This is a genomic window from Gracilinema caldarium, from assembly GCF_029265695.1.
Taxonomy (GTDB): Bacteria; Spirochaetota; Spirochaetia; order Treponematales; family Breznakiellaceae; genus Gracilinema; species Gracilinema caldarium_A.
Window position 1 is genome coordinate 176,730 of record NZ_JAJUHW010000001.1, and the last position, 17,434, is coordinate 194,163.

At 46.7% G+C, this 17,434-nt stretch carries 20 protein-coding genes; all 20 read left to right on the forward strand.

Annotated features, from left to right (window positions below; genetic code table 11):
• Nucleotides 1–7 precede the first annotated feature (7 nt).
• A complete protein-coding gene (locus Q7P68_RS00735; RefSeq protein WP_304221562.1) occupies nt 8–559 on the forward strand; it encodes a hypothetical protein in 552 nt (183 codons plus the stop codon).
• Nucleotides 560–673: 114 nt separating this feature from the next.
• A complete protein-coding gene (gap, locus tag Q7P68_RS00740) occupies nt 674–1,744 on the forward strand; it encodes a type I glyceraldehyde-3-phosphate dehydrogenase (protein ID WP_304221565.1) in 1,071 nt (356 codons plus the stop codon).
• A 145-nt stretch (nt 1,745–1,889) separates the two neighbouring features.
• Nucleotides 1,890–3,149: a phosphoglycerate kinase gene (locus Q7P68_RS00745; protein ID WP_304221568.1), complete on the forward strand. Its 1,260-nt coding sequence runs from the start codon at nt 1,890–1,892 to the stop codon at nt 3,147–3,149.
• A 15-nt stretch (nt 3,150–3,164) separates the two neighbouring features.
• Complete coding sequence (tpiA, locus tag Q7P68_RS00750; RefSeq protein WP_304221571.1) at nt 3,165–3,914, forward strand: triose-phosphate isomerase; 750 nt, start codon at nt 3,165–3,167, stop codon at nt 3,912–3,914.
• A 64-nt stretch (nt 3,915–3,978) separates the two neighbouring features.
• Nucleotides 3,979–4,347: a preprotein translocase subunit SecG gene (secG, locus tag Q7P68_RS00755; RefSeq protein ID WP_304221573.1), complete on the forward strand. Its 369-nt coding sequence runs from the start codon at nt 3,979–3,981 to the stop codon at nt 4,345–4,347.
• Nucleotides 4,348–4,362: 15 nt separating this feature from the next.
• Nucleotides 4,363–4,836 (forward strand): PTS sugar transporter subunit IIA, encoded by a 474-nt coding sequence (locus Q7P68_RS00760; RefSeq protein WP_304221575.1) that lies wholly within the window; start codon nt 4,363–4,365, stop codon nt 4,834–4,836.
• 11 nt (nt 4,837–4,847) lie between these two features.
• Nucleotides 4,848–5,156, forward strand: coding sequence for a hypothetical protein (locus Q7P68_RS00765; RefSeq protein ID WP_304221577.1), 309 nt, complete (start codon nt 4,848–4,850; stop codon nt 5,154–5,156).
• A 1-nt stretch (nt 5,157) separates the two neighbouring features.
• Nucleotides 5,158–6,168, forward strand: a complete 1,011-nt coding sequence (locus tag Q7P68_RS00770; protein WP_304221579.1) for a V0D/AC39 family V-type ATPase subunit — start codon at nt 5,158–5,160, stop codon at nt 6,166–6,168.
• Nucleotides 6,165–8,192 (forward strand): V-type ATP synthase subunit I, encoded by a 2,028-nt coding sequence (locus Q7P68_RS00775; RefSeq protein ID WP_304221581.1) that lies wholly within the window; start codon nt 6,165–6,167, stop codon nt 8,190–8,192. Before Q7P68_RS00770 ends, Q7P68_RS00775 begins: the two co-directional genes overlap by 4 nt.
• Nucleotides 8,189–8,512: an ATP synthase subunit C gene (locus Q7P68_RS00780; RefSeq protein ID WP_304221583.1), complete on the forward strand. Its 324-nt coding sequence runs from the start codon at nt 8,189–8,191 to the stop codon at nt 8,510–8,512. Before Q7P68_RS00775 ends, Q7P68_RS00780 begins: the two co-directional genes overlap by 4 nt.
• Nucleotides 8,513–8,520: 8 nt before the next feature.
• On the forward strand, nt 8,521–8,862 hold the full coding sequence (locus tag Q7P68_RS00785; RefSeq protein ID WP_304221585.1) for a V-type ATP synthase subunit F: 342 nt from the start codon (nt 8,521–8,523) through the stop codon (nt 8,860–8,862).
• A 16-nt stretch (nt 8,863–8,878) separates the two neighbouring features.
• Nucleotides 8,879–9,499, forward strand: a complete 621-nt coding sequence (locus Q7P68_RS00790; RefSeq protein WP_304221587.1) for a hypothetical protein — start codon at nt 8,879–8,881, stop codon at nt 9,497–9,499.
• Nucleotides 9,492–11,285, forward strand: coding sequence for a V-type ATP synthase subunit A (locus Q7P68_RS00795; RefSeq protein WP_304221589.1), 1,794 nt, complete (start codon nt 9,492–9,494; stop codon nt 11,283–11,285). The genes Q7P68_RS00790 and Q7P68_RS00795 overlap by 8 nt, the downstream gene beginning before the upstream one ends.
• Complete coding sequence (locus Q7P68_RS00800; protein WP_304221591.1) at nt 11,282–12,742, forward strand: V-type ATP synthase subunit B; 1,461 nt, start codon at nt 11,282–11,284, stop codon at nt 12,740–12,742. Before Q7P68_RS00795 ends, Q7P68_RS00800 begins: the two co-directional genes overlap by 4 nt.
• Before the next feature lie 3 nt (nt 12,743–12,745).
• On the forward strand, nt 12,746–13,369 hold the full coding sequence (locus Q7P68_RS00805) for a V-type ATP synthase subunit D (RefSeq protein WP_304221594.1): 624 nt from the start codon (nt 12,746–12,748) through the stop codon (nt 13,367–13,369).
• Nucleotides 13,366–13,851: a universal stress protein gene (locus Q7P68_RS00810; RefSeq protein ID WP_304221596.1), complete on the forward strand. Its 486-nt coding sequence runs from the start codon at nt 13,366–13,368 to the stop codon at nt 13,849–13,851. The genes Q7P68_RS00805 and Q7P68_RS00810 overlap by 4 nt, the downstream gene beginning before the upstream one ends.
• 12 nt (nt 13,852–13,863) lie before the next feature.
• Nucleotides 13,864–14,271: a hypothetical protein gene (locus Q7P68_RS00815; RefSeq protein ID WP_304221598.1), complete on the forward strand. Its 408-nt coding sequence runs from the start codon at nt 13,864–13,866 to the stop codon at nt 14,269–14,271.
• Nucleotides 14,272–15,054: a J domain-containing protein gene (locus Q7P68_RS00820; protein ID WP_304221600.1), complete on the forward strand. Its 783-nt coding sequence runs from the start codon at nt 14,272–14,274 to the stop codon at nt 15,052–15,054.
• Between the two features lies 1 nt (nt 15,055).
• Nucleotides 15,056–15,808, forward strand: a complete 753-nt coding sequence (map, locus tag Q7P68_RS00825; RefSeq protein ID WP_304221603.1) for a type I methionyl aminopeptidase — start codon at nt 15,056–15,058, stop codon at nt 15,806–15,808.
• Between the two features lie 56 nt (nt 15,809–15,864).
• Complete coding sequence (locus tag Q7P68_RS00830; RefSeq protein ID WP_304221605.1) at nt 15,865–17,370, forward strand: Do family serine endopeptidase; 1,506 nt, start codon at nt 15,865–15,867, stop codon at nt 17,368–17,370.
• Nucleotides 17,371–17,434: the final 64 nt, after the last annotated feature.

A 17,434-nucleotide genomic window follows, 5' to 3' on the forward strand; every position in this document is an offset into this window, starting at 1 on the left:
GTATGCTATGAACACCGAGGAAATGCTCAAGCTTAAGGGGATGCATATTGCCCCCTATATTCAGCTTGCCACGAGTCTTATCGGGAAAAACCGCGAGGGCGGTGGTAATATGTTTCGGCATCAGATTGATACCATGGCAACCTTAATTGACTATGGCTATATCGATTCGGTGCTCCTCAAAGCCTCGGTGGTCCATGATCTTATCGAAGATGTTCCGGATTTTAACAGGAACCAGCTTCTCTCTATAGATTATGACAGTCCTGCGGTGTACAACCTGGTCCTCGAAGTATCCCGTAGGATAGACGAAACAAAGGCTGCCTTTCTTATTCGGGTGAAAAATCAGGGGTCCTATAATGCCAAGGTGTTAAAGGTGGCCGACCGGATTTCTAACATGATTTCCCTCGGCTTTGTCACCAACGCTGAATTTATCGCCCGCTATACTGATGAAACTGAACGTTTCATATTTCCCATTGCAGAAGAGGTTAATAAAGATATGCTCACGGAGCTCAAATCTCTTGTGGTCAGCCGGCGGGCATATCTAAAAAGCTGCAACTTTTAGCTATTGATTTGCATGCAATAACTAACATTTATTGGAAATTATTTCTGCCGGTTGACACTTTTTTAGTTTTTGCGTACTGTTTCATTATAAAATTACCGATTTGGAGGTATAAGTATGAAGATAGCTATTAATGGTTTCGGCCGTATCGGCCGCCTGGTATTTCAGGCCATTGTGGACCAGGGAATGCTTGGCAAAGACAAGATTGATGTAGTGGCAGTGGTCGATGTGGCTACCGACGCACAGTATTTTGCATATCAGCTGAAATATGATTCCACCCAGGGCAAGATGAACGCTAACATTTCTTCCAAGAAGAGCGATCCTTCTCTGGCAGAAGATGATATCCTCGTGGTTAACGGCCATGAGATTAAATGTATTATGGCTGAAAAGGAACTTAAGAATCTTCCTTGGGGCAAGCTCGGTGTTGAGTACGTCATCGAATCCACTGGTCTCTTCACCAATGAAAAGGCCTGGGGTCACCTGGAAGCCGGTGCTAAGAAGGTTATCATTTCCGCTCCTGCAAAGAGCGCTGACGAGACCAAGAAGATTCCCACCTTCGTAATGGGTGTTAACCATGAAAAATATGATGCATCCAAGCACGACGTTGTTTCCAATGCATCCTGTACTACCAACTGTCTTGCTCCCCTCGTTCATGTAATCATGAAGGAAGGTATTGGAATCGAAAAGGGTCTCATGACCACCATTCACTCCTATACCGCTACCCAGAAGACTGTAGACGGTGTTTCCAAGAAGGACTGGCGGGGCGGCCGCGCTGCGGCAATCAATATTATTCCCTCCACCACCGGCGCTGCCAAGGCAGTTGGCGAAGTGCTTCCCGAAACCAAGGGCAAGCTCACCGGTATGTCTTTCCGCGTACCCACTCCCACGGTTTCTGTGGTTGACCTGACCTTTACCGCAGCTCGGGATACCTCCATCGAGGAAATCGACAGCCTCATGAAGAAGGCTTCCGAGACCTACCTCAAGGGAATCCTGGGTTACTGCAACGAAGAAGTCGTTTCCACCGACTTTATCCATGATGCCCGGTCTTCTATTTACGACAGCCTGGCAACCCTGCAGAACAATCTTCCTGGCGAAAAACGCTTCTTTAAGGTTGTTTCCTGGTATGACAATGAGTGGGGCTATTCCAACCGCGTTGTTGGTCTGCTCCGCCACATGGCTAAGATCTAAGCAAACTACAAAGCAGGCTTTCTGAACCTGACAGTGGCTCGGAAAGCCTCTCATTATTGATTTGCCCTGAATCCGTACGGCCTACGGTTTCAAGGTAGGGCCCCGTCCATTTAGGCCGGGGCTTTTTCATTTCAGGAGGAACCATATGATTAAGACAGTACGGGATGTAAATCTTAAGGGAAAACGGGTTGTTATGCGCGTAGACTTTAACGTCCCCATGAAGGATGGTAAAGTTCAGGATGATACCCGCATTGTGGCAGCTATTCCTACCATTAAGTATGTTTTGGACCAGGGAGCAAAAAGCCTTGTGCTCATGAGCCATTTGGGAGATCCCAAAAAGGATATGAAAAAGGCTAAGGAAAAGGCTGAAAAGGATGGTAAACCCTTTGATGAAGCCTCCTATATCGCGGGTAAGCACCGCATGGCACCGGTTGCGGCATATCTTTCCCAAAAGCTCGGCAAGCCGGTTGTTTTTGCTGGTGAAGACAGCTGTTTTGGCAAAAAGGCCTTTATCGAATCCCAGCCTGATGGATCGATTATCATGCTGGAAAACACCCGTTTCCACAAAGAAGAGACCAGTGAAGATGGAGCAGAACGGGATAAGCTTGCAAAGGAACTGGCCACCTATGGTGAGGTCTTCGTAAACGATGCCTTTGGTACCGCCCACCGGGACCATGCTTCTACCGCTTCTATTGCTAAATTTGTTCCTGTTTCCGTCGGTGGCTTCCTTATGGAAAAGGAAGTTAATTACCTTGAGCCTATCGTTACTAATCCGGTAAAGCCCCTGGTGGCTATCATCGGCGGTGCTAAGGTCTCCTCCAAAATTGCCGTTCTTGAAAGCCTCCTTAAGAATGCGTCTGCTCTGGTTATCGGCGGCGGTATGGCCTATACCTTCTTAAAGGCCCAAGGCTACAAAGTTGGTTCTTCCCTAGTAGAAGATGATCAACTGGATACAGCCAAGAGCATACTTGCTGCTGCTAAAAATGTTGGGGCCGAGATTGTGCTTCCCGTTGACCATGTCTGTGCGGATAAGTTCGACGCAAATGCAACTCCGGTTGCTGTCGACGGTATCGATGTTCCCGATGGTCTCATGGGGCTGGATGTAGGACCCAAGACTTTGACAAAATACAAGGAAGTGCTTGCAAAGGCAAAGACAATCGTCTGGAACGGCCCGGTCGGTGTATTTGAATTCGATAACTTTGCCAAGGGAACCGGTGAAGTGGCCAAAATGGTTGCAGAAGCTACCGGCCGCGGTGCAATTACTGTTGTAGGCGGCGGTGATTCAGTGGCAGCGGTGAACAAGTTTGGTCTGGCTGAGAAAATGAGCCACGTATCCACCGGCGGCGGTGCTTCTCTGGAACTCTTGGAAGGCAAGAAGCTTCCCGGTATCGAAGTTTGCCGTTAATACGAGGAGTTATTGATGCGGAATTATTTTATTGCGGGCAATTGGAAGATGCACAAAACCCGGCAGGAAGCAGTCGAACTAGCCACCGCCCTGGTAGCTCAGCTTAAGGACGGAAAACATAAGTATCTTGTGGCTCCGAGCTTTACTGCCCTGGAAACCGTAGGAAAGATTGTAGCGGGCACCAATATCATGCTGGGGGCTCAGAATATGGCCGCTGAAGAACAGGGTGCTCATACCGGAGAAGTTTCGGTGCTGCAGCTCAAGGATCTGGGAGTGCAAGCTGTTATTCTTGGTCATAGTGAACGCCGGCATCTGTATAAAGAAGACGACGAACTTATCAACAAAAAGGTTCGTCTTGCTCTCAAACATGGGCTTGAGGTAATTCTTTGTGTTGGTGAACTCCTGGAAGAACGAGAAGCAGGCAAAGCCGAAGCGGTTTGCGAAACCCAAACTGTAAAGGGGTTGGAAGGCGTCTCTGCCGAAGAGCTCAAACGGGTTACCATCGCTTATGAACCTGTGTGGGCTATCGGTACGGGAAAAACCGCTACACCCGAGGATGCGGATGCAATCCATGCATATATACGGAAAGTTATCGGAAAACTGTATGGTGAAGGGGCCGCTAAGGCTATGTGCATCCAGTACGGTGGTTCGGTAAAACCTGAAAATGCATCTCAGCTTATGGCTAAAGAAAACATAGACGGAGCCCTGGTCGGAGGCGCTGCTCTTAAGGCAGAAACCTTCGTCCCCATCGCAAAGTTTGCGTAAAACCCTTGCATAATCAACGGCCATTCGATAGAATGGCCGTTAGCTTTATTACGGAGTGATATCGATGGGTTTAGTTAATGTCTTATTGCTTGTGCTTTTTGTTATTGTAGCCATTCTTTTAATTCTTATTGTGCTTATCCAGAACGAAGAAGGGGATTCTTTGGGTGGTATTTTTGCCGGCGGCAGCAACTCTGCCTTTGGATCCCGGTCTGGCAATGTGCTTACCAAAACTACCACTATTTTGGGCGCATTGTTTCTTATTTTAAGCTTTTCATTGGCTTTGGTGAATCGTACTCCCAGCGATAAAGGCGTTAAAGCTGCGGCTCAGCAGCTTGAAAGTACGAGCAACTCTGAATGGTGGAATGACCAGGCTGGTACTACAAGTCCGGCTGCTACTGATTCCGCAAATACCAGTTCTACTTCCGGTCAATAATTTTAGGAGGCGGCGATGCTCCTGCATGAGACTTTTCCCCCTGAATTAATTAAAGTTGGGCTTGAAGCAGAAGATAAAGACGAAGCCTTTGAAGAATTGGTAGACTTTTTCTGCCAAGTCACCAATTCATCAGCCCGGGATGAAATTCTCGCCGCCATCCGTGACCGGGAATCTAAAATGTCTACTGGTATTAAAAAGGGAATCGCCATACCTCATGGAAAGACCAATGTGGTTGATCGTGTGTATGGCGTTCTGGGAATCTCTAAAAAGGGTCTTGATTATGATGCCCTGGATGGAGAGCCGGTTTATCTTCTGTTCCTAATGTTAGCTCCGCAAAAAGATTCGGAAAAGCATCTTCGGCTATTGAAACGCCTTGCAGAACTTCTTGACAATCCGCAGTTCTATACTGACCTTGTGGCGCAAAATTCGCCCCAAAGCGCCCATGCAATCATTAAAAAATACGAGGATGTGTTAATTGCATTAAGTTAAAGAAGGACCCCATGAGTGAACAAGATGTGCTCCAGCACCTTTTAGAGATTGAAAATGAGGCTTCTGCGCTTGTGCTGGAAGCGCAGAAAGAAGCAGACCGGCGAATAGCTGAGCAGGAAAAAATATGCCGGGAAGCTTATGAAAGTACATATAAAACAAAACTTTCAGAACTAGAAAAAGAATTTCAAAATAATGTGCAAAAAGTAAAAAACTCTTATGTTGAATCCCTAGCCAAATATAAAAAAGATTTGGAAAACCAGCCCGTACAGTATTTAGCTTTTAACCAATTGATGCAACAACTGCTGTTCGGGAGCGATTAGGATGAATTCAACCGCCGATAGAGCTTATATCTACGCTAAAGCATGCGGAATTATTGGCAAATCCTTTGTTGGAAACCGTATCAAGCGTTTGCAAGATATAAATCGTCTATCGGAACTGGATCGGCTCATCTTTCCCAATGACTTTGTTGAACTTCCTGAAAAGGAATTGCTTGTTGCATTTCAAAAAAAAGTTATCGCCCGAACAACCCATCAGATTAACCAGCTTTTAAAAACACAACCAAGTATACCCCGTTTCATAGAGCTTTTAGTAAGAAGTTATGAATTTGCGGATGTAAAGTTACTCATTTCCGCACTTATTGATAAGGAGCCTCAAGCTCCCTCTCATGCTGATTTAGGCCGTTTTGAAACAGTTCATTTTGAAAAATATCCTGATCCAAAGGGTATGTTTACCGGTACTGATTTCGAATGGCTGCTCAAGCGGCTGGGGGATAATCAAAATGAGCTTGTAAAGCTGCACATAGAACTTGATCAGCATTATTATTCGATACTGTGGAATGAATTACAAAAGGTTTCTAGTACAGATATAAAATATATTAGAGACATTATTTCTGATGAAATTGTATTAAAAAATATTCTTTGGGCCCTTCGGCTAAGCTATTATTACCATTTTGAAAAAAAAGATATTGAGCCCTTACTGTTGGATCTTTATGACGGAAAATACTCATTATCCCAGGCTGCTCGGGATTGTCTTGATCTGCCCTTTGATCAATATTCTGCCTGGACTAATTTTAAATATGCATTTTTAATAAATGGCGAAGAACCGGGAACCTTTTGGCGCTTAGATGTTCCCCATGTTCAAAGAAAAGCAGCGCTGCTATTGTATCGGAAAGCACGAATCTATTTTCGGAGAAGTCCATTCTCTTTGAATACTACTGCTTGTTTTATAAAGCTAAAACAATTTGAAGAAGATCTTCTTATTAGTCTTGCAGAGGGTGTCTCGCTGGGACTTTCCGGGCGAGAGGTGCTTTCTATGTTGGAGGTTTCTCAATGATTCGTCCACGGCCAATGAAATATATTGAATTATTTGTACTTTCCCGGGACGTAGATACGGTCATAGAGTATCTGGGAAGAAAGGCTCTGTTACATGTATCACAGGATGATGAAGCGAAAGCTAAAAATGATGCTCTGTCAGATTTCGATACTGATAACATAGAAAAGATCAGAAAGCAACTTGAAAAAATCGAAGATGTATCTGCATATTTACTTCTCTTTGAAAAAATAAAAAAATCTTTTTCGGGCGATCTCGCGCAGCTGCCAAAAGTAGAAGATGAAACAAGTCTTCTTGAAATTGCAGGCCGCATTGACGCTTTACGTGCAAAAGAATTAGAAAAAACACAGCAGCTTAAAACACTCGAAGAAACCCTGCATGAAGCTCGGGCTTTTGCCAACCTTAAGGCACCCTTTTCTAATCTGGATCAGCTTTCTTATTTGACCTTACGTATCGGCCGGCTTGATCCTACCGGACAAGAAATGGTTACAGCTGCTTTAGGGGATCGGGCCGTGATTATTCCGCTGGGCAGTGATAATAAAGTAATAGCCGCTGCTTCCAGAAAAGGCCGCTTTGCCTTGGATTCAGAATTAAAGAAGGCCGCTTTTACAGCCCTTGTTATGCCCGAAGGTTTTACAGGGGTTCCTCAGGATATGCTCGAAGGTCTAGAGCGTTCCTTGCAGAATGCAAAAACGGAAGTTGAAGCGCTCAATGCTGAAAAGGCCTTATTGATAAAAACTCTGGAACCGGTACTGCAGCGGCTGTACAACAATTTTACACTTGCTTTTATTATAGAACAGCTAAAAACGTCGTTACGTTCTTCTAAAAATGCCTATATGTTGTCTGGATGGGTTCCTGCTTCGGAAGTGCAATCAATGGTACAGGACCTGGTTGCTCTGACAGAAGGACGGATTTCGGTTCGATCATATAATCCCAGTGAAAGGAAAAAAGTACTTGACGGGGAAGAAAAGGTTCCCGTTTTATTGGACCACGGTGCCTTTGTAAAGGGATTTCAGGGGGTGGTTTTCTCTTATGGAGCCCCTCTCTACGGCACTATTGATCCGACACCCTTTGTGGCTATTATTTTTACCCTCCTCTTTGGGATTATGTTTGGAGATGTGGGTCAGGGATTTGTATTATTTCTGCTTGGTTTAGCCACAAGCAGGAAAGGGATACAGGCTCTTAAAGGGTTCCGTACTTATTCAACTCCACTGATTGCAGTTGGTATTGCTTCTATGATAATGGGGTTTCTTGACGGAGAAGTATTTGCCAACGAAGAAATCCTTATCCGTCCGACAAGGATAATAACCGGCATGTTGACCGGTCATCCGGTGGATAGGATTTTAACCCTTATGCCTGAAAAGGGCAGTTTAGAAAAATTGTTCATTTTTTTTGGTTTTACCATAGGGGTAGGGGTACTTATCAATTCTGTTGGGCTTATCATCAATATAATAAATCAGATTTCTATGAAGCATTACGAAAAGGCATTTTTTGGGAAAACCGGTCTGGCGGGGGCTTTTCTCTTTTGGTATGCCCTCTTTATTGCGGTTAAAATGCTTCTTGGAAACTCCTTGGTTTGGTTAGATTTCATTGCACTTGCAGTACCTGCCTTAATGATTTTTTGGGGGCCCGTCTTATTCCGGCTTCTTACAAAACAGAAACCAGCAATGGAACATGGTTTCCTTGTGTTTTTTATGGAGGGTTTTGTTGAAATTCTCGAAACCATCTCTACCTATGTCTCGAATACCGTTAGTTTTCTTCGGGTCGGCGCCTTTGCTTTGTCCCATGCGGTACTCTCGTTTATTGTCTTTACGCTGTCTTCAATGATTGCAAAACAGGCTCTTGTAGGTCCCATAATGGGGATACTGGTGGCTGTATTTGGTAATATGGTCATCATTGTTCTAGAGGGTATGATTGTGGCAATCCAGGTTGTGCGATTGCAATATTATGAGTTTTTCAGCAAATTTTTTACTGAAACCGGTGTTTCTTATAATCCATTCCGGTTCCAGAGGGAGGTTACATCATGAAGCGTTTTGTTATTCTAGCGGTTCTCCTTGTTTCTGCCTCAATAGGCGGCCTGTTGTTTGCGCAGGAAGCTAAGCCACAGAGCACAGAAACTACCGCAGTGGCAAGCAACACCGCTCAATGGAAGTATATCGCTGCCGCATTGGCTGTCGGTATAGCCTGTATAGCCGGCGGTATTGCTGTAGGCCAGATTGGTGCTGCGGCCATGGGTGCTATGAGTGAAAATCCTGAACTCTCTGGTAAAGCGCTGCCCTATGCCGGTTTGGCTGAGGGTATCTGTCTGTGGGGCTTCCTGGTTGCGCTCTTTATTTTGCTTATTTAGCAATTGCCGTGGATTACTATTTTATTGGAGATGCGGAACTACTGACGGCTTTTCGTTTCATAGGTATCGATGGGGTGGCGGTAGAAACCGCTGAGGAAGCAAAAAGAGCTTTCGGCCGTATCAGTACCGGTGAAGTAGGTGATGCCAAGTTGCTGCTTCCCCAGGATACTACGTACAAAGTGCTTATCGTTACCGAAGAGGTTGCCGCCTGGCTGGGTAATACTCTAATAGACTGGCAGCTTTCGGGACGATATCCCCTTGTGGTAGAAATCCCCGGCATTATCGGTCCTATGGAAGGCAAAAAGACGCTTATTGATGCCATTAGGGAAGCCATCGGTATTCATATTTAATACAGGAATTGTCATTATGGAAGAATTACGATCGACGGAAGCACTGGACCGGGAAATATTGGAAGATGCCCGAAAAAAGGCGGATCGAATTCTGAAAACCGCTGATCAAACTGTCCGAACTATTGACCAGCAGTGGAAAGAAAAGACCCGAACTGCTTTAGCTGAATTAGAGCAGCTGTATCAGCAGCGGCGGGCAAAATCGGAACAGGAAATTATGGCCCGGCTTCCTTTGGATAAACATCGGCTCCGTTCTGAATGGGCTGAACAGCAGTTGCAGCAGGCCGCTGAATCCTTTAGTGCTTCCCTTCCTCGGGATCGTGTTCTTTTTTTAATGGAACAAGATATTATTAAAAAAATTGATGCACTGAGCGAAAATGCTGAGACTATAACAGTTTCTATTCATGGCCTGCTTAAAAACGAAGCTGAAAAACTCCTGAATAGGGTCTTAAAGGATATTTCATGGTCCTTTGGGGCTGCCTGTTCCTGGTCAGATAAAATAACGTATCCTGAAATTGTGTGTGAACATTCTAATTTTAGACTGGTTGTTTCGCTTAAAACCTTGATTGATCAGTTGTTGCTCGATAAACGGTCTGAACTTGCGGTGGCTTTGCTAGGGAAAGGGGTGGTCAATGATTGAAGGGCGTATACACCGGGTGTCTGGTCCCATAGTTCATGCAAAGGGGCTCGGAGGTGCCGGGCTTTTTGATGTGGTCGAAGTTGGTGAGAATAGAATTATTGGTGAAATTATCCGAATAGAAGAAGACAATGCGGTCATCCAGGTGTATGAGGATGATACGGGCCTTAAAGTTGGTTCCGCGGCCCGTTCTACCGGGCGACCGCTTTCGGTATTGTTGGGACCAGGACTCATCGGCACCATCTATGATGGGATACAGAGGCCTCTGAACACCCTTTATCAACAGGATGGACCGTTCCTAAAACCCGGCTCCCGCGGCAAAGCTTTGGATTTAAACAAGAAATGGGAATTTATACCTAATCCGGAACTTGCTCAAAAAATAAAAGAAGGTCAGCACATAGTTGCCACGACTGGTATGATTCTGGGCACTATAAAGGAAACGGAAAGTATCGTATGTAAAATTATGGTTCCCCCCGATGCTGCGGGAGAAACCTTGGCGGAGCTTGCAGAACAAGGTAAGTATACCTGCCTCGAGCATATTGCTCGGACCGTTTCGGGAAAAGAAATTCCGATTGTCCAATGGTGGCCGGTGCGTGCGCCCCGGCCAGTAGCCCAAAAACTTGCACCGGACACACCGCTTATCACGGGCCTTAGGGTCATCGACGCATTTTTTCCCCTTTCCAAGGGAGGTACTGCTGCCATTCCCGGTGGTTTTGGCACCGGAAAGACCATGACCCAGCATGCCATCGCCAAATGGTGTGATGCGGATGTAATTGTGTATATTGGTTGCGGTGAACGGGGCAATGAAATGACCGATGTACTCACCGAGTTCCCTCATCTGATAGACCCCCGTACCGGTCGGTCTTTGATGGAACGGACCATTCTTATAGCGAACACCTCAAATATGCCAGTAGCCGCCCGGGAAGTATCGATTTATACGGGGGTTACCCTGGCTGAGTTCTACCGTGATATGGGCTACCATGTGGCTATCATGGCAGACTCTACAAGCCGCTGGGCAGAGGCTCTTCGGGAACTTTCTGGTCGTATGGAAGAGATGCCTGCGGAGGAGGGCTTCCCTGCATACCTGCCTACACGGCTTGCGGAATTTTATGAACGGGCAGGTCGGGTAACAACGCTTAATGGAAATGAAGGGTCTGTTTCTATTATTGGCGCCGTGTCTCCACCGGGAGGTGATTTCTCCGAGCCGGTTACCCAACACACCAAGCGCTTTATCCGCTGCTTCTGGGCTTTGGACCGGGAATTAGCCAATGCACGGCATTATCCGGCTATCAGTTGGATAGACAGTTATTCCGAATATGCCGAGGAAGTACAGCCCTGGTGGGAGAGGGTAAATCCTCTCTGGGCAAAGCTCCGTCGTTCTGCACTGGAATTGTTAAAAAAGGAACAGCGTCTGGCTGAAATAGTGAGGCTTATCGGTCCCGATGCGTTGCCGGACGATCAGCGGCTCATTCTTCTCACCGCTGATCTTATTAAAAACGGGTTTTTGCAGCAAAACTCTTTTGATGAAATAGATATGTACTGTGTTCCAGACAAACAGATTCATATTTTGTCGCTCATTTTGGAATTCCATGAACGGGCCATGGCAATTATAAAACTGGGCTCTCCCCTGATGAGTATAACCGCCCTCCCTGTCAAGGAGCGGCTTGCCCGGCTTAAAAGTGAAATAAAAAATGACGACCTGGACTCTTTTATAGTCTTTGAACGGGAAATGAGGGACAGCCTAGAGGCCCTGGAGCGTACATACAAGACTAAGGAGGCGGTTCTATGAGAGGAATTGAATATAAGCGCCTCGAACGCATCGAAGGGCCTGTGGTCATTACAAAACGAAGCCGTGGAGTTGGTTTTGGCGAAATGGTCGCTGTATATGGCCGTGATCAGAAGCGCCGCCTTGGTCGGGTCGTTGATCTTGCAGAGGATTGGGCCGCCATTCAGGTTTTTGGTTCCAGTACGGGTCTTTCTGCGGACGATTCACGGCTCGAATTCCTTGATCGGCCCATGGAACTGCGGGTCGGCCCCGGTCTTTTAGGGAGAGTCTTTGATGGTCTAGGGCGGCCCATCGATGGGTACGGCGAAATTTTTTCTTCCGACCGGCGGGATATCAATGGTCTCCCGATTAATCCCTACGCCCGGGTCTATCCCCGGGATTTTATTCAAACCGGGATTTCTGCCATTGACGGCATGAATACCCTCATTAGGGGGCAGAAGCTTCCTATTTTTTCCGGAAACGGTCTTCCCCATAACCGGCTTGCGGCACAAATTGTTAGACAGTCTAAAATTAGGAGCGCCGATGAATCCTTCGTGGTGGTCTTTGCCGCTATGGGGGTAAAATACGATGTGGCCCGCTTTTTTTTGGAAGACTTTGAACGGACCGGCGTTCTTGCCAACGTAGTTGTTTTTATGTCCTTGGCAGATGCGCCTTCTATTGAACGGCTCATTACACCCCGCTGTGCTCTGACTGCTGCCGAATATCTTGCCTACGAGCGGAATATGCATGTTCTGGTTGTTATGACCGACATGACCAACTATTGCGAAGCCCTGCGGGAGGTTTCTTCTATCCGAGGGGAGGTCCCAAGCCGGAAGGGTTATCCAGGATACCTCTATTCAGATTTGGCGTCCCTGTATGAGCGGGCTGGTAAAATTCAGGGATCAAGTGGTTCCATAACGCAAATTCCTATTTTAACCATGCCGAACGATGACATTAGTCATCCAATTCCGGACCTTTCCGGGTATATTACGGAAGGACAAATAGTACTCGACCGGGAACTTACCCAGCGGGGTGTATATCCACCGGTGGCAGGGCTTCCCAGTCTTTCCCGGCTTATGAAGGATGGTATCGGCCCTGGAATGACGAGGGAAGACCACAAGGATGTGTCGAGCCAGCTGTTTGCGGCCTATTCCCGCGTAAAATCGGTGAGAAACCTGGCCTCTATAATCGGAGAAGAAGAACTGTCAGCTCTGGATAAACGGTATCTGGCCTTTGGTGAGCGATTTGAACAGGATTTTCTGAGCCAGGGAGAATATGAGGATAGAAGTATTGAAACCACATTGGATCTGGGCTGGAAATTGTTAAGCCTCCTTCCGCGGGAGGAACTGCTTCGTATTAAGCAAGACCTGCTGCAAAAATATCTTGATCCTATTCTTGCGGCTTCCGCGCAGGTACAGGAAGATATAGATGAAGATCCAGAGTCGGAGCGGATGCGCAGTGTGGGACACGGAGGCCGATAAACCATGACACGGGAACAGATTGCGCCGACTAAAAGCAATCTCATCAAAGTAAAAGAACGACTCCTTACTGCTCTGGAAGGTTATGACCTTTTGGAACAAAAACGAGAGATCCTGGTCATGGAATTGATGCAGACCGTGGAATCGATTAAAATTCTTGAACGGGATCTCAACAAAAGAATTGCAAGTGCCTATCCGGCGCTTAAAAAAATGCTTCTTGTGCTTGGCCGGGAAAAGGCCGATCGACTCAGCAGACACAGCAGGCAGCATGTAGAATTGCGTGAAAAGCGGGTCATGATTGCGGGTATGAACTTGCCAAGCCTGGAAGTTCATCTCGGGGACCTTGAATTAACCTATTCTCCTGCGAATTCGTTTGCAGAATGTGACGAAACTGTGGTAGAATTCTATGAGCTGCTTAAAATACTTACAGAATTGGCCGCGGTGCGGACAATCGCCTGGAGATTGGCCCGTGAGGTACGCAAAACCCAGCGGCGGGTCAATGCCCTGGAAAAACAGGTAATTCCTGTAGCCCGGGAAACCAAGGCTTTTATCGAATCATCTTTGGAAGAACGGGAACGGGAAGCCTTTTTTTCCAGCAAGCTCTTAAAAAGGAAGGCCGGTAAAGCATGATTAGCCCCCTTTTCTCCAACATTCTTGTCGCAGTTTCCGGATCGGACGCCTCAATACATGCCGCAAAGTATGCGATTATTATGTCAAAATTGTATCGCTGCAGACTCAGTGCGGTCTATGTGGTCGACACGGCAACTATCCGGCAGTTAACTTTAAGTAAAATCTTTATTCAGGAAGAAAGCCAGGAGTATGAACAAAGTCTGCAAGCCAATGGGGAGCGCTATCTTTCTTTTATTAGCGAATTGGCAAAGACCAAGGGCATAAAGGTCGAAACGGAACTGCGCCGGGGTGCCGTCTATACCGAGATTTTGGCTGCTGCGGACGAACGGAAGGTTGATCTTATCGTGCTCGGGGGCTGGGAAAAGGATCGGAGCGCCCGGGACATTATATCCCACTCTCACCGGGAAATTATGGTTAATGCAAAATGTTCTGTTTTTGTGGTAAAGGAACCGAATATTGATCAACTGTTTAAACAAGCCTAGGAGTAATATTGTATGAGAATAGCCCTTGTGTACGCATATAAAAAGAAATCCCCTGTTTCTGAAACGGTAAAAGCCTTGGCCAAGGGAATGGAATCCATGGGCCATCGGGTGGATTTGCTTGATGCTTGGACCGATGATGGCCTACGTCTCCCTGGTTATGAATATATTGTTGTTGCCGCTGAATCGGTCTCCCTCTTCGGCGGACGGATGCCGGAAAAGCTTTCAAAAATACTTTCTACCGCAAGTTCCCTCTTAGGAAAGAAAAGTGCTGCCTTTTTAATAAAAACAACCCCATGGACAGTTAAAGCCATGACCAATCTTATGCGGGTTATGGAAAAAGAAGGAATGTTCGTAAACTGGTCGGATATCATACTCAATCAAGATCAGGCTGAAGCACTAGGAAAACGAATCGGCGCATAAGTGGAAAATTACTATCAAATACTCGGTCTTGAGCAGTCCGCTACAGACGAAGAGATTAAACGGGCCTTTCGGGAGCGGGCCAAAAAGGTCCATCCTGATATAGCCGGCGAATCGGGCAAGCAGGCAATGCAGAAGCTGCTTACCGCCTATGAGACCCTTTCTAACCATGATAGGCGAGCTGAATACGACCGCGCATATATCCGTTTTACCAAACAGTATGATTTTGATTACCGCACGTTTTTAAAGGAACGGAGGGATGATCCCGAAAGTCAGGCGAAGCTTATATTTTTCGATCTATTGCATTTGGAAGAAGATGAAGCTTTAGAGGTCTGGCACGAACTCGGTGGGCTCGATTTCCCGATGGATGCCTATTTAGACCGGGAAGACTGGATGGACTGTTCTTTTATTTTAGCTGAAGAATTGGATAAGCGCGGCCAGCATTACGAAGCTTTTATACTCTTAACCGATATCATCAGAGAAGAACGGAGACGCCCTTATTTTAGACACTTTATGGAAGAAGTGGATTCATTTATCAAGACCCTCGTAAGAACCAAATTGATGAACTCTGTAGATGATGAGGTCCTGGTTGAGTGTATGGAAGAACTGCTCGAATTAGGATATTCTCGTAAGGATGAAGCCCGCTGGCTCAGGACCATGGCTGAGGCTTTGTTTCGGCTTGGTCATATAGGCGACGCCCGCCTGGCCTTACAAGGTGCATTGCAGCGGGATCCCGCATTACCAAATGTGGTCCAATTACGGCGCCGATTGGGAATAGGAATGTGATATGATACGACTTAAAAATCATGAACAGATCGCAGGCATTCGTGAGTCCTGCAAAATGCTCAGTGCCATGTTCAAAGAATTGACCCCCCTGGTGGTTCCAGGTGTAGAAACGAGGGACCTGGATCAATGGGTGCAGAACTGGATAAAAAAAGCGGGGGGAAAACCTGCTTTTCTTAACTACGGGGATGATGATAACCCCTTTCCTGCGGCACTCTGTGTCTCTATAAACGAAGAGGTTATTCACGGAATACCTTCAAAAAGAAAGGTAGCTTACGGAGACCTGGTCTCCCTGGATTGCGGCATAAATCTGGGCGGCCATTTCAGCGATATGGCCGTAACTGTAGAAGTTGGTCAAGTGAGCGAGGAAGCAAAAAAGCTTAACCGTGTTACACGGGAATGTCTTGATAAGGCCATAGAACAGGCTATTTATGGTAACCGGATACTTCAGATTGCCCGGGCGGTATACAATCATGCCACAAGCCATGGCTATGGGGTAGTACACCAGTATTGCGGCCATGGAGTCGGCTTTTCTCCCCACGAGGACCCCCAGGTTCCTAACAATCCCCGGGGCCCTAATCCACGCATGATGGAAGGTCTGGTTATTGCCATAGAACCGATGATCAATTTGGGGACCGCAGAAGTAGAAGTCCTCGATGATGGATGGACTGTCGTGACCGCTGATAGAAAAATTTCATGCCATTGGGAACATACGGTTGCTATTTTTCAAGATCACACCGAGATATTAACTCTGTAGAGACTCTGTAACCTATCAACTCGGGAATTTATTATATTTATGTAATGGAGGTTCCTATGTCTCTGTATGAAAAACTCTCATCAAAGAAATTCTTTATTTTCAATCTCGTATTGCTGGGAGCGCTTTTCGGTTTTTCCCTTGCTTTATTTTCTTTTTCGTTAGCAAAGCCTGCGACCAAGCAGGTAGCTTATGCCCAATCGGTTCCTTCACCGGTGAGTTCTGACGCCCTTTCGGTAGCAGAAAGCTTGCAAAAAGCTTTCCGAGCCGTATCGGATGCGGTGCTGCCCGTGATCGTACAGGTTAATACGGTGGAGATCCAAAAACAGCAGGTCCCCCAATTTAACGGTATCCCCTGGGAATTTTTCTTTGGCACCCCTCAGGATTCCACTCCTCAAGGGAATCAGGAGCGAGAATATCGGTCTAAAGGGGTAGGTTCCGGTATTATCGTGCGGAAGGCAGGAAATACCTACTATGTACTCACCAATAACCATGTTGCCGGTAGCGCATCAGAGATTAGTATTACTGTGAACGATGGCCGGGAATTCAAGGCTAAATTGGTCGGCAAGGATGAACGGAAAGACCTGGCGCTTATTTCCTTCGAATCTAAAGAAAACTTTCCCATCGCGGTCCTTGGAGATTCGGACCAGGTTAAAGTTGGCGACTTGGCAATTGCGGTGGGAAGTCCCTTGGGTCTTATGTCATCTGTAACGATGGGTATTGTAAGTGCCGTGGGCAGAACCGGAGGCCCCGCGGGTAACATAAATGATTTTATTCAGACCGATGCGGCCATAAACCAGGGAAACTCTGGCGGCGCCTTAGTAAATATCCGCGGCGAAGTTATAGGCATTAATACATGGATAGCCTCTCCATCAGGAGGCTCTGTGGGTCTCGGCTTTTCCATACCGGTCAACAACGTAAAACGGGCGATAGACGATTTTATAACTAAGGGGCAGGTTAAATATGGATGGCTTGGTGTATCTCTTATCGATGCGGATAAGGACATGGCTGCTGAACTCGGCATCCAGAACCGGAGAGGGGCCCTTGCATCTCAGGTCTTTATCGGTTCACCGGCCGACAAGGGCGGTATACTTCCCGGAGACTTTATCATCAAACTGAATGATAAAGAAGTTCGAAACCGCGATCAGCTTGTGCTTGCGGTCGGAGATCTTAAAGCGGGAGAACAGGCTACCTTTGTGGTTTTAAGAGGCGGAACTGAACGGACCATCCGGGTACGTATTGATGAACGGAAGGACGATGTAGTGTCCGACAACAGCAAGTTGTGGCCCGGCGCTATCGTTACACCAGTTAATGAAGAGATTCAAAAGACTCTAAAATTGGATGCAAAAGTTAAGGGCCTTTATGTAGTGGAAGTCATTGCCAAGAGTCCTGCGGCAGTTATGGGGCTGCAGCGGGGGGATATCATTACAGGAATAAACGGCGAAAGTGCTAGGACCCTTCCTGATTTCTACCGTTTACTGAATGACAAATCCAAAAAAGATCTCTGGTTCGAAGTCCAGCGGGGCGACACAAGCTTGGAGACTATGCGTTACAAGCGGCCTTAAGCTATAATCTTTAAGCAGCGGGTCCCAGAGCAATAAAAAGGGACCCGCTGCTATAATCCCGCGC